Source organism: Thermus islandicus DSM 21543 (assembly GCF_000421625.1).
In the GTDB taxonomy this organism is placed as follows: Bacteria; Deinococcota; Deinococci; order Deinococcales; family Thermaceae; genus Thermus; species Thermus islandicus.
This window is the reverse complement of record NZ_ATXJ01000002.1, coordinates 33,963-45,832: the sequence shown is the minus strand read 5'-3', so window position 1 is coordinate 45,832 and position 11,870 is coordinate 33,963. Positions and strand designations below refer to the sequence as shown.

The window sequence follows — 11,870 nt, the reverse complement described above, 5'->3', positions numbered from 1 at the left end:
GACCCCCCCTTCAGTATACGAGGGCCCGGGCGAGGAGGCCGAGCCGCCTCGAGGCCTCCCGCAAAAAGGCCTGAAAGTCCAAGGCCGCCCCCTCCCCCGCCCCGTCGGTGACGGCGCGGACCAGGGCCATGGGGTGGCGGAAACGGAAGGCCACCATGAGGGCAGCCGCCCCCTCCATCTCCACGGCCTGGGCCCCGAAGCGCTCCCGGAGGCCCTGGGCCTCCTTGGGGTCCGCCAAAAACCTATCCCCCGTGGCCACCACCCCGAGGCGGTGGGGCAGGCCGAGGCGCCCTGCCGCCTCCTCCACCCGGGCGAGGAGGGCGGGGTCCGAGGGGAAGAAGCGCACCCCCAAGGCGGTCTCCCCGGGGAGGCGGCCGAAGGGGGTGAGGTCCACGTCCCACTGCACCGCCTGCTCCGCGAGGAGGAGGTCCAGGGCCTTGAGGGAAGGGTCCAAGGCCCCCGCCACCCCAAGGAAGAAGCTCGCTTCGGGGGCAAAGCGGGTGAGGACGTGGGCCACGGCCATGGCCGCCGCCACCTTGCCCACGCCCGTTTCCGCCACCAAGACTCCCCGCCCGCGGTGGAGGGGAACGGGGGCCTGGAGGGCCTCCTCCGCCCCCAGGGCCTCCCGGAGGGCGGCGGCCTCCTCGGGCTCGGCGGCGAAGAAGGCGGTCATAGGGGAAGGGTGGGCTGGACCCTAAGGCCCGCCTTCAGCACCCTTTCCGCCCAGGCCTTGGCGCCCTTCAGGTCGTGGTCCCGGTAGTTGCCGCACTCCTTGTGGCTTGCCCCCGGGACGGGGCCCTCGTGGGCGAGGACGTCCCCCAAGGCCTTGGCGAAGGCCTCCAGGACCCTTTCCTCCCCCAGGGGGCCTTCCACCACCAGGTAGAACCCCGTGCGGCAGCCCATAGGGGAGAGGTCAATGACCCCCGGGAGGTGGTCCCGGAGGTAGCCGGCGAGGAGGTGCTCCAGGGTGTGCAGGCTCGCCGTGGGCAGGGCCTCTCGGTTGGGCTGGGCGAGCCTCAGGTCGTACTTCTCCACCACGCCCCCGGCGAGGGCCTTCCTCCCCGCCAGGCGCACGTAGGGGGCCCGTACCTTGGTGTGGTCCAGGGCGAAGCTCTCCACCTCGGCCATACCCTCATTACACCACCTCGAGGACCATAGGAAAACGTATACTTGGCCCCGTGGTCCTGGTCCTGGACTTCGGCTCCCAGTACACGAGGCTCATCGCAAGGAGGCTTAGGGAACTCCGCACCTTCTCCCTCATCCTCCCCGGGGATGCCCCCCTGGAGGAGGTCCTCAAGCACCGCCCCCAGGCCCTCATCCTCTCCGGAGGGCCCAAAAGCGTCTTCCAACCCGACGCTCCCCGCCCCGACCCCCGCCTTCTCTCTTCCGGCCTCCCTGTCCTCGGGATCTGCTACGGCATGCAGCTTCTGGCCAAGGAGCTCGGGGGAAAGGTGGAGAGGGCCGGCAGGGCGGAGTACGGCAAGGCCCTCCTCACCCGTCACCAGGGCCCCCTCTTCCGGGGCCTACAGGGGGAGGTCCAGGTCTGGATGAGCCACGCCGACGCCGTCACCGAGCTTCCCCCAGGGTGGCGGGTGGCGGCCGAGACCGAGGAAAACCCCGTGGCCGCCATGGAGTCCCCGGACGGCCGGGCCTTCGGGGTCCAGTTCCACCCCGAGGTGGCCCACACCCCCAAGGGGATCCAGATCCTAGAGAATTTCCTGGAAATCGCCGGAGTCAAGCGGGACTGGACCCCAGAGCACGTCCTGGAAGGCCTCCTTCGGGAGGTAGGGGAAAGGGTGGGAAAGGATCGGGTCCTCCTTGCCGTCTCCGGCGGGGTGGACTCCTCCACCTTAGCCCTCCTCCTCGCCCGGGCGGGGGTGGACCACCTGGCGGTCTTCGTGGACCACGGGCTTTTGCGCCTGGGGGAAAGGGAGGAGGTGGAGGGGGCCTTGAGGGCCCTTGGGGTGAACCTCCTGGTGGTGGACGCCAAAGGGCGCTTCCTAGAGGCCCTAAAGGGCGTGGAGGACCCTGAGGAGAAGCGCAAGGCCATCGGACGGGCCTTCGTGGAGGTCTTCTCCGAGGTGGCCCAACGGGAGGGACCCTTCCGGTTCCTCGCCCAGGGCACCCTCTACCCGGACGTGATTGAGTCCGCCGGGGGGCCCGGGGCAGCCAAGATCAAGAGCCACCACAACGTGGGGGGCCTGCCGGAGAACCTGGGGTTTGAGCTCCTGGAACCCTTCCGCCTCCTCTTCAAGGATGAGGTGCGGGAGCTCGCCCTCCTCCTGGGGCTTCCCGACACCATCCGCCTCCGCCACCCCTTCCCCGGTCCTGGCCTGGCCGTGCGCATCCTGGGGGAGGTGACGGAGGAGCGCCTGGAAATCCTAAGGCGGGCGGACGACCTCTTCGTAAGCCTCCTTAAGGAGTGGGGCCTCTACGAGAAGGTGGCCCAGGCCCTGGCCGTCCTCACGCCTCTAAGGAGCGTGGGGGTCGCCGGGGACGAACGGCGTTATGGCCACGTCCTGGCCCTAAGGGCCGTCACCACCGAGGACTTCATGACCGCCGACTGGGCGAGGCTTCCCCTGGAGTTCTTGGATGAGGCGGCCCGGCGCATCACAAGGCGGGTGCCCGAGATCGGCCGGGTGGTCTACGACATCACCTCCAAGCCCCCGGCCACGATAGAGTGGGAGTAATGGGCGAGCCTGCGAGGCTTAAGCGGCTTTCCCCGGAGGAGTACCTGAAGGAGGAGGCCGCCTACCCTCAAAAGCGCGAGCTCGTGGAGGGGGTGGCCTACGCCATGGCCGGGGCGGGCCGGGCCCACAACCTCCTCGTGGGCAACCTCCACCATCTCCTCTCCCCCCTGAGGGGTGCCGCCTCTACGTGGCGGACATGAAGCTAAGGGTCGGGGAAGCCACCTTTTACTACCCGGGCCTGAGGGCGGTCTGCCCCCCGCCCCCGGAAAACCCCTTTCACGAGGAGGCGCCTTGCCTGGTGGTGGAGGTCCTCTCCCGGACCACGGAGGGGGTGGACCGCAGGGAGAAGCTCTGGCGCTACCTCGCCCTCCCCTCCCTCCGGGTGAGCGCCCGGGAAAGACAGGTGGAGCTCTACTGGAAGGGAGAAGGTGACCTTCTTTACCAAGTAGCGGCCGAAGGGGAGGTACCCCTTCCCTGCCTGGAAGGGAGCCTGCCCGTGGAGGAGCGGGGTGGTCCTCGAGGGCGAGGAGGGATAGACTAAAGGAAAGGAGGAGGGATGCCTACCTTTATTGTACTAAGCACCCTTACGGACGACGGCGCCGAGACCCTGGTGAAAAACCCCGAGCGCATCAAGGAGGTGAACGGGGAGCTGGAGCGGGACTTCGGGGTCAAGGTGGTGGCCCAGTACGCCGTGCTGGGCCCCTATGACTTCGTGAACATCGTGGAAGCCGAGGACGCCGCCAGCGTGGCCCGGGCCATGCTCCACCTGGCCTCCCGGGGAAGCGTGAAGACCACCACCCTCGAGGCCATCCCCGTGGCCGACCTCATCGCCCGGCTCAAGTAAGTGGAGGTCCTGGAGACTTCCGTCTACGCGGAGGACTTGGAACAGGCCCGGGCCTTCTATGAGGGGGTTTTGGGCCTTCCCTGCTTCCAGTTCCACCCTCCCCGGCATGCCTTCTTCCGCGCCGGGAGGGGGGTCTTCCTGGTCTTCAACCCAAGCCTCACGGAAAGGGACGAGCACCTCCCCCCCCACGGGGCCAGGGGAAGCGTCCACGTGGCCTTCCGGGTGAAGGCGGAGGATCTTCCCCTCTGGGCGGAAAGGCTCCGGGCGGCAGGGTATCCCGTCCGGTGGGCAAGCTGGCCTCGGGGCAAGAGCCTCTACACCCAAGACCCTGCGGGCAACCTGGTGGAGCTCGCCCCGGGGGAGATCTGGGGCCTCTAGGTCTGCCCCGGAGGACCCCTAAAATGGAAAGGATGCTCCAGCGCCTCGAGGTGCACAACCTCGCCGCCATCCGCGAGGCCACCCTGGAGCTCGCCCCCGGCCTCAACGTCCTCACCGGGGAAACGGGGGCGGGGAAAAGCCTTCTCGTGGATGCCCTGGCCCTCCTCCTGGGGGAAAAGGCCGAAGGGATGGTAGGCCCCTTTGGGGACAGCCTCCTCGTCACCGCCTTCTTCCTCGGGGAGGAGCCCCGGGTCCTCTCCCGCAGGGTGGGCAGCCGCTCCACCCCGCGCATTGACGGGGAGGTGGTGAGCCTAAAGGAACTCCAGGAAGAGGCGGAAAGGCGGCTTTCCCTCCACGCTCAGCACGGCGCCCTGGCCCTCCTCTCCCCCAGGAGGCAACGGGAGCTCCTGGACGCCCTCCTAGACCCTGCCCTTCTTTCCCGCTACCAGGGGCTTTACGCCCGCCGCCAGGCCCTCCTGGAGGAAAGGCGGACCCTGGAGGGGGCCCTTAGGGAGAAGCGGGCACGGGAGGACCTCCTCCGCTTCCAGATCCAGGAGATCGCCGAGGCTCGGCTGAGGGTAGGGGAAGACCTTGCGCTGGAAGAGGAGGCCAAGCGGCTCCGCCACCTAGAGGCCCTTCGGGAGCGGGCGGGGCGCGCCTATACCCTTTTGGAGGAGGAGGCCCTGGACCGGCTGGACCTGGCCTTCCGGGAGCTCAGGGCGGGGGGGCGGTTTGACCGGGCCCTGGAGGCCCTGGCCCAGGACCTCGAGGCCGCCCTCCAGGGGGTCCGGGCCGTGGCCCGGGAGCTTGCCGACTACCTCGAGGGCCTGGAGGGCGACCCGAGACGCCTCGCCGAGCTGGAGGAAAGGCTCTCCCTACTGGAGCGCCTGAAGCGCAAGTACGGCCCCACCCTCGAGGAGGTGCAGGCCTTCGGGGAAAGGGCCCGGGAGGAGCTGGCCAGGCTGGAAGGGGGGGAGGCGCGCCTCGAGGCGCTGGAGAAGGAGCTCCAGGAAGTCCAGGAGGCCCTCCTGCGGGCGGGCGAGGCCCTGGGAGAGGCCCGGGAGAGGGCCGCCCGGGAGCTTGCGGCGGGGATGGTGCGGGAGCTCGGAGAGCTGGGCTTCCCCAAGGCCCGCTTCCTCGTGGACCTCAGGCCCCTACCCGAACCCGGCCCCTTTGGCCTCCAGGAGGTGGCCTTCCGCTTCTCCGCCAACCCCCACCTTCCCCCCGCCCCCCTGGGAGCGGCCAGCGGCGGGGAGCTTTCCCGCCTCGCCCTGGCCCTGGCCCTCTTGACCGGGGCCGAGGCCCCCACGGTGGTCTTTGACGAGGTGGACACGGGGCTCGGGGGGGAAACCGCCTGGAAGGTGGCGGAACGCCTGGCCCGCCTCGGGGAAACCCGGCAGGTCCTCGTGGTCACCCACCTGCCCCAGATCGCCGCCAAGGCCCACCGCCACCTGCGGGTGGCCAGGGTAGGCGAGGAGGTTCGGGTGGAGGTCTTAGAGGGAGAGGAACGGGTGAAGGAGCTTGCCCGCCTCCTCTCCGGCCAGTACACGGAGGCCGCCCTCGCCCACGCCCGGCTCCTCCTCAGCCAAGGAGGCCCTTGACCCCGCTGGCCACGTACTGTACGGCCAGGGCGGCGAGGAGGACCCCTAGGACCCGGGTCACCACGTTAACCCCGGTGCGCCCCAAGGCCCGGCGCACGGCCACCGCCGCCTTCAAAAAGAGGTAGGCCAGGGCCAGGACCAAGAAGGCGGTGAGGAGGACGATGCCCACCCCAAGGGGCACCCGTCCCGCCTCCGCCCCCAGGACCAAGACGCTGGCCAGGGCCCCGGGCCCGGCGATCAGGGGGATGGCCAGGGGGAAGACGGAGATGTCCGCCCGCTCCAGGGCCTCCTTGGCCTCCTCCTCCGTTTCCCGTTCGTGGTGGGCGAAAACCATCTCCGTGGCGATGCGGAAGAGGAGGATGCCCCCGGCCACCCGCAGGGCATCCAGGCTGATGCCCAGGTAGGCGAGGAGCTCCCGCCCGAAGAAGAAGAAAAAGGTGAGGAGCCCCCCGGCCACCAGGACCGCCTTCCTGGCGATGCGGGCCTGCTCCTTGGGGGAGCGCCCTCCGGCCAGGGCCAAGAAGACGGGCACCAGCCCCACGGGGTCCATGACCACGAAGAGGGTCAGGAAGGACTTCAGGAAGAACTCCACCACGGCCCTAGGAGGAAGCCTGGGCGCCCCGCCTCCAGCGCCCCCCGGCCACCAAAAGCCCCCCGAACTCCTCCTCCAGGGCCCGGGCCCCCTCCTCGGTGCGGGCCACCACGAGGATGGTGTCCTCCCCCGCCAGGGTGCCCACGATCTCGTCCCGCTTGAGGCGGTCCAGGAGGAGGGCAATGCCCGAGGCGTGCCCCTCGGCGGTCTTCACCACGAGAACATTCCCTCCCCGGTCCACGTCCTTGACGAAGAGGCCAAACTGGCGCTTGAGCTCCTCGTAAACGTCCTCGGGAAGCTCCAAAGAGGGCAGGACGTACTTGTGCCGTCCCTTGCCCAAGGCGACCCGGGCGAGGCGGAGCTCGGCGATGTCCCGGCTCACCGTGGCCTGGGTGACGTCAAACCCAAGCTGGCGCAGCCTTTCCACCAGCTCCTTCTGGGTGCCGATTTCCTCACGGCTCACGATCTCCTGGATGGCGCGGTGCCGCTCCTCCTTGCTCCGCATATCCGCAATCCCTACGCTTTCCAAAACTCCTTGACCGCATCCAGGATACGGTCGGCCACCTGGCGCTTCCGCATGCGGGGCAGCTCCCACACCCGGCCGTCTCTGGCGAGAAGCACCACCTCGTTCTCCAGGCTAGCGAAGCCTACCCCTTCCCGGTTGACCCAGTTGAGGGCGATGAGGTCCAGGTTTTTCCGCCTCAGCTTCTCCTTGGCCCGCTCCAGGCCCTCCCCCGTCTCCATGGCGAAGCCCACCAGGACCCTGCCCTCCTTCCGCTCCCCCAGCTCCTGGAGGATGTCGGGGTTGGGCACGAGGCGGACCACCTTCTCCGCCTCCCCCTTGGGCTCCTTTTCCCGGGAAACCTCCGCCGGACGGTAGTCGGCTACCGCCGCGGCCATCACCACGGCCTCCGCCCAAGGGTAGCGGTCCAGGATGGCCCGGCGCATCTCCAGGGCGCTTTCCACGCGGACCACCTCCACCCCCCAGGGGTCGGGCAAGGCGGTGGGGCCCGAAACCAAGAAGACCTGGGCCCCTCGGTCCCGAGCCGCCTCGGCCACGGCGTAGCCCATGCGCCCCGAGGAAGGGTTGGAGAGGAAGCGCACCGGGTCCAGGTACTCCCGGGTGGGGCCGGCGGAGACCAGCAGGCGGAGGCCCTCGAGGTCCTTGGGGGTGAGGAAGGCGTTCAGGCGCTCCACGAGCTCCTCGGGCTCCAGCATCCGCCCCCAGCCTTCCCCTTCCCCTAGGGCGGCCAAGGGGCCGTAAGCGGGGCCAAAGAGGGCGTGGCCCAGGGCCTTAAGCCGCTCGGCATGGGCCTGGGTCTGGGGGGCAAGCCACATGGCCTCGTTCATGGCGGGCGCCCAGGCCACCCGCGGAGCCCCGGCAAGGAGGGTGGCGCCGAGGAGGTCGTCCGCCAGCCCCAAGGCGGCCCTGGCCAGGGCGTCCACCGTGGCCGGGGCCACCAGGACCACTTCGGCCCACCGGGCGAGCTCTATGTGCAGGGCCCGGCCATCGGGGCGGAACCAGGCCTCCTCCGTGGCCACCTCCCCCCCTGCGGCCACGGCCAGGGAAAGGGGGGTGACGAACTCCAGGGCCCGCCTCGAGGCCAGCACCCGAACCTCGTGTCCCTGGGCCCTGAGGAGGCGGAGGAGGTGGGGCACCTTGATGGCGGCTACCCCACCCGTGACCGCCACCAGGACCCGGGCCATCTAGGCCTCCTCTTCCGCCACGGGGTAGAGCCTTTCCATCTCCTTCTGGAGCCGATCCTCGGGAACGAGGTTTTCCCCGAAAACAAGCCTGCCCAGAAGGAGCTCCTTCATCGCCCAGGTGACGGCGTTGGGGTCGTCGTAAAGGCCCTCGAGGGTCCGCATCTTGGGCCTTTCCTCCGGCTCCAAGACGGTGTTCTTGAAGCGGTGGCGCAAAAGCTGCTGGGCGCGCTTGGCCACCACCACCGTGAGCCGGTACTTGGAGTCCACCATGCCGAAGAGCTTGTCAATCCCCGGTTCCGCCATACTGCCTCCTTAGGATCTCCTCCAGCTCGCTTTCCAGATCCGGATCCCGGGCCAGGGCCCTTTCCAGGACCTGGGCCATCCGGGAGGTGCGCCGCCCTTCGGCGGTGAGGATGGCGAGGAAGTCCGCCACCGCCTCCTCCAGCACGTCGTTCACCACCACGTAGTCAAAGAGGTGGGCGTTCCTTATCTCCCACTCGGCCTGGGCCAGGCGCCTGGCGATCTTCTCCGGGCCGTCCGTCCCCCGATAGACGAGCCGCCGCTTCAGCTCGGAAAGGGAGGGGGGAAGGAGGAAGATGAGGACCGCCTCGGGCACCTTTTCCTTCACCTGCAAGGCCCCCTGGACCTCAATCTCCAAAAGGACATCCTCCCCCCGCCTCAGGGCCCGCTCCACCGGGGCCTTGGGCGTGCCGTAGAGATGGCCCACGTACTCCGCATGCTCCAGGAAGCCGCCCTGGGCGAGGAGGGCCTCAAAGGTGGGGCGGTCCACGAAGTAGTAATCCACCCCGTGCCGCTCCCCCGGGCGGGGAGGGCGGGTGGTCATGGAGATGGAGTAGAAGAGGCGGGTGCGCTCCAGCACCTTGGCCCGCACCGTACCCTTCCCCACCCCGCTGGCCCCGGTCATGACGAAGAGGCGGCCCATACCCTTCACCCCGGGAGGATACCAAAGGGGCCTTCCTGGGGCAAGGAGTTTTGTGATCCGGGAACATTTTTTCTGTGGTACACTAGTCCCCATGGCCTGGTACGAGGGCGCCTTCTTCTACCAGATCTTTCCTGACCGGTTCTTCCGCGCGGGCCCCCCGGGCAGACCCGCCCCTGCCGGGCCCCTCGAGCCCTGGGAGGCCCCCCCGACCCTCCGGGGCTTCAAGGGGGGAACGCTTTGGGGGGTAGCGGAGAAGCTTTCCTACCTCCTGGACCTCGGGGTGGAGGCCCTTTACCTGAACCCCATCTTCCTCTCCACCGCCAACCACCGCTACCACACCGCGGACTACCTCCAGGTGGACCCCCTCCTGGGGGGCAACGAGGCCTTGAAGCACCTTCTGGAAAAGGCCCACGCTCACGGGATCCGGGTGGTCCTGGACGGGGTCTTCAACCACACCGGGCGGGCCTTCTTTGCCTTCCAGCACCTCCTGGAAAACGGCGAGCAGAGCCCCTACCGGGACTGGTACTACGTGAAGGGGTTCCCCCTGAACCCCTATGGGAAAAACCCCAACTACGAGGCCTGGTGGGGCAACCCCGAGCTCCCCAAGCTCCGGGTGGAAACGCAGGAGGTGCGGGAATACCTCCTTTTCGTGGCCGAGCACTGGGTGCGCTTCGGGGCGGACGGATGGCGCCTGGACGTCCCCAACGAGATCCCGGACCCCGAGTTCTGGCGGGCCTTCCGCAGGCGGGTGAAGGGGGCAAACCCGGAGGCCTACCTCGTGGGGGAGATCTGGGAGGAGGCCGAGGCCTGGCTCCAGGGGGACATCTTTGACGGGGTGATGAACTACCCCCTCGCCCGGGCGGTTCTAGGCTTCGTGGGAGGGGAGGCCCTGGACCGGGAGCTTGCCGCCCGCTCGGGCCTGGGGCGGGTGGAACCCCTCCAGGCCCTGGCCTTCAGCCACCGCCTCGAGGACCTCTTCGGCCGGTATCCCTGGGCGGCGGTCCTGGCCCAGATGAACCTCCTCACCTCCCACGACACCCCGAGGCTCCTCTCCCTCCTCCGGGGGGACGTGGCCCGGGCGCGCCTGGCCCTGAGCCTCCTCTTCCTCCTCCCGGGAAACCCCACGGTCTACTACGGGGAGGAAGTGGGGATGGAGGGCGGCCCTGACCCCGAGAACCGCGGGGGGATGGTGTGGGAGGAAGGGCGCTGGCGGGGGGAGCTCCGCGAGGCGGTGAGGAGGATGGCGAGGCTGCGCCAGGCCCATCCCGAGCTCCGCACCGCCCCCTACCGGCGGGTCTACGCCCAGGACCGGCACCTGGCCTTCACCCGCGGGCCCTACCTGGCGGTGGTGAACGCCAGCGACCGCCCCTTCCGGCAGGACCTTCCCCTGCACGGCGTCTTCCCCCGGGGGGGTGAGGCCCTGGACCTCCTCTCGGGGGCCCGGGCCAAGCTCCAGGGGGGAAGGCTCCTGGGCCCCGAGCTGCCCCCCTTCGCCCTCGCCCTGTGGCAGGAGGTGTGACCCCCTTTGCTTTTGGTTCCTGCCTCGCCCAAACCTCGCGGGGGCTTTCTACCGGGGCCCGCATGGGGTGGTATCAAGCCCCACCCGCCTCAAAGGAGAGGAGCCAGGCCTTAAGCCCTTCCCTTCCGGCAAAGCCCCCGAGCCTCCCGTCGGCGTGCACCACCCGGTGGGCCGGGACGAGGAGGAAGAAGGGGCAAGCGCGGAGGGCCGCCCCCACCGCCCGGGGGGAGAGGCCGAGGCCCTCGGCCAGGGACCCATAGCTCACCGTCCTGCCGTACGGGATGCGCCGGGTCGCCTCGTACACCGCCACCTGCTTCGGGCTCAGGCCCGAATAATCCAGGGGTATATCCCAAAAGCACGGCCTCTCCCCCCGGAAGTACCGGGCCACGGCCTCCGCCACCCGCTTTGCCCAGGGGCCCTCCGCCTCCTTCCCCCGGGGAAAGAGCGCCGGCTCCAGGCACCGCACCCCTCGAGGGGAAACCTCCAGCCAAAGGGGGCCAATGGGCGTGGGGATCAGCATGGCTAGCGCAGGGCCAGGGGAGGGGCCAGGCCTTGGCCCAGGAGGAGGTCCGAGAGGAAGGTCCCGGGGAAGTAGTGGCCCAGGACCTCGCGGTAGGCGAAGCCCGCCTCGGCCATGCCCCGGGCCCCCCACTGGGAGAGGCCCACCCCGTGCCCCACCCCCAGGCCCACCGCCACCCATCCCTGGAAGTCCGCGAGGGCCGAGGGCAGGCCTAGGAGGCGCAGAAAGCGCTGGGCCTCGGGGCCCCGGACCTCCACCCCCAGGAGACGCATCCTAAACACCCGCCCCGAAGGTGTGCGCTCCAGCACCTGGGGGGGGTCCTGGCCCCTCGGGGTAAGGCCCAGGGCGAGGAGGACCCTTTCCGCCTGGGCCGGGCTCACCTCGCGCCGCCAGGGGCTTTTGCGGGTATAGGGGTCGGGCCGGGGCCGAAGGTAGGGCAGGGCGGCCTGGAAGACCTCCTCGCTCGCCGCGGTCATGCCTCCGGAGTCCGCGTGGTAGAGGGCGGAGATGGCCTGGCCCCCGTAGCTCAGGATCTGGCCCCGGGTGGCGGCCACTGCCTCCCGGTACCTGGGCCTCTCCGCGGAAAGCCCCAGGTAAACCTGGCAGAGCTCGCTGGCGCAGAGGTCGTAGAGGGCCCTGGGGTTCAGGCGGTTGACCGCGAAGGTGCGGGCCACCACCGCCTGGGCCTTCAGGGCCTCGAGGGGAAACCCCTCCGGGACCTCCCCGGGCAGGACGCCGAGGAGGTAGTCCTCCAGGGAAACCAGGTTCACCACGAAAAGCCTCCCCTCCTGGGCCAGGAGGCGCAGCCCGCCCCGGTAGGTCCGGCCCTCGAGGGCGAAGTAGGGCACGGAAAGGTCCAAATAGGGGTAAACCCGTCCCTCCACCACCACCCCTTCCCCCCCGGCCCGGGCCCGGACCTCCCCATCGGGAAGCCTCAGGACCACCTCCTGCCCTAAAGGGACCTCCCGCAGGAGGACCCTCAGGAGAAGGACCTTCTCCTGGCCTCGGACGAAAAAGGGGGCCAAGGCCAAAAGGCCCAGAACCCAAAGGGGGCGCTTCATACCCCCTTCATGCTA

At 69.5% G+C, this 11,870-nt stretch carries 14 protein-coding genes and 1 pseudogene; 6 read left to right on the top strand and 9 right to left on the bottom strand.

All coding sequences use genetic code 11. The features are described 5' to 3' along the window. Positions 1-10: 10 nt before the first annotated feature. Both mtnN and H531_RS0102715 read right to left on the bottom strand, forming a co-directional pair. Entirely contained in the window at positions 11-673 is a 663-nt protein-coding gene (gene mtnN / locus H531_RS0102720; RefSeq protein WP_022797830.1) for a 5'-methylthioadenosine/S-adenosylhomocysteine nucleosidase, read from the bottom strand. Then, positions 670-1,128, bottom strand: a complete 459-nt coding sequence (locus H531_RS0102715; RefSeq protein ID WP_022797829.1) for an S-ribosylhomocysteine lyase — start codon at positions 1,126-1,128, stop codon at positions 670-672. Before H531_RS0102715 ends, mtnN begins: the two co-directional genes overlap by 4 nt. Positions 1,129-1,178: 50 nt before the next feature. Between H531_RS0102715 and guaA the strand changes: the two genes are divergently transcribed. From guaA to H531_RS0102690, 5 genes and pseudogenes are all read left to right on the top strand, one after another. Then, entirely contained in the window at positions 1,179-2,690 is a 1,512-nt protein-coding gene (gene guaA / locus H531_RS0102710; RefSeq protein WP_022797828.1) for a glutamine-hydrolyzing GMP synthase, read from the top strand. Continuing rightward, positions 2,690-3,231 (top strand): annotated as a pseudogene (locus H531_RS13410) (Uma2 family endonuclease). Before guaA ends, H531_RS13410 begins: the two are co-directional and overlap by 1 nt. Positions 3,232-3,246: 15 nt before the next feature. After that, on the top strand, positions 3,247-3,534 hold the full coding sequence (locus tag H531_RS0102700; protein ID WP_022797827.1) for a glutamine synthetase/cystathionine beta-lyase binding protein: 288 nt from the start codon (positions 3,247-3,249) through the stop codon (positions 3,532-3,534). Beyond that, positions 3,535-3,912 (top strand): VOC family protein, encoded by a 378-nt coding sequence (locus tag H531_RS0102695; RefSeq protein WP_022797826.1) that lies wholly within the window; start codon positions 3,535-3,537, stop codon positions 3,910-3,912. A 32-nt stretch (positions 3,913-3,944) separates the two neighbouring features. Beyond that, positions 3,945-5,513, top strand: a complete 1,569-nt coding sequence (locus tag H531_RS0102690) for a DNA repair protein RecN (protein WP_022797825.1) — start codon at positions 3,945-3,947, stop codon at positions 5,511-5,513. Here the strand turns inward: H531_RS0102690 and H531_RS0102685 are convergent. From H531_RS0102685 to gmk, 5 genes are read right to left on the bottom strand one after another with little or no spacing between them, the layout of a single operon-like run. Beyond that, a complete protein-coding gene (locus tag H531_RS0102685; RefSeq protein ID WP_022797824.1) occupies positions 5,494-6,108 on the bottom strand; it encodes a MarC family protein in 615 nt (204 codons plus the stop codon). The two genes, H531_RS0102690 and H531_RS0102685, sit on opposite strands and share 20 nt — an antisense overlap. Positions 6,109-6,112: 4 nt before the next feature. Further along, positions 6,113-6,610, bottom strand: a complete 498-nt coding sequence (gene argR / locus H531_RS0102680) for an arginine repressor (RefSeq protein WP_022797823.1) — start codon at positions 6,608-6,610, stop codon at positions 6,113-6,115. An 11-nt stretch (positions 6,611-6,621) separates the two neighbouring features. After that, positions 6,622-7,812 carry a bifunctional phosphopantothenoylcysteine decarboxylase/phosphopantothenate--cysteine ligase CoaBC gene (gene coaBC, locus H531_RS0102675; RefSeq protein ID WP_022797822.1) on the bottom strand — a complete coding sequence of 397 codons (1,191 nt, stop codon included), beginning with the start codon at positions 7,810-7,812 and terminating at the stop codon, positions 6,622-6,624. Next, positions 7,813-8,115, bottom strand: a complete 303-nt coding sequence (gene rpoZ, locus H531_RS0102670) for a DNA-directed RNA polymerase subunit omega (RefSeq protein ID WP_022797821.1) — start codon at positions 8,113-8,115, stop codon at positions 7,813-7,815. Continuing rightward, positions 8,096-8,755 carry a guanylate kinase gene (gene gmk, locus H531_RS0102665; RefSeq protein ID WP_033399253.1) on the bottom strand — a complete coding sequence of 220 codons (660 nt, stop codon included), beginning with the start codon at positions 8,753-8,755 and terminating at the stop codon, positions 8,096-8,098. The genes rpoZ and gmk overlap by 20 nt, the downstream gene beginning before the upstream one ends. 91 nt (positions 8,756-8,846) lie before the next feature. On the opposite strand from gmk, the gene H531_RS0102660 reads away from it, so the two are divergent. Next, positions 8,847-10,274: a glycoside hydrolase family 13 protein gene (locus tag H531_RS0102660; RefSeq protein WP_022797819.1), complete on the top strand. Its 1,428-nt coding sequence runs from the start codon at positions 8,847-8,849 to the stop codon at positions 10,272-10,274. Positions 10,275-10,347: 73 nt separating this feature from the next. Here the strand turns inward: H531_RS0102660 and H531_RS0102655 are convergent, their stop codons facing one another. Together H531_RS0102655 and H531_RS0102650 are read right to left on the bottom strand one after the other, a co-directional pair. Beyond that, on the bottom strand, positions 10,348-10,794 hold the full coding sequence (locus H531_RS0102655) for a methylated-DNA--[protein]-cysteine S-methyltransferase (RefSeq protein WP_022797818.1): 447 nt from the start codon (positions 10,792-10,794) through the stop codon (positions 10,348-10,350). Between the two features lie 2 nt (positions 10,795-10,796). Then, entirely contained in the window at positions 10,797-11,855 is a 1,059-nt protein-coding gene (locus H531_RS0102650; RefSeq protein ID WP_022797817.1) for a SpoIID/LytB domain-containing protein, read from the bottom strand. Positions 11,856-11,870 lie beyond the last annotated feature (15 nt).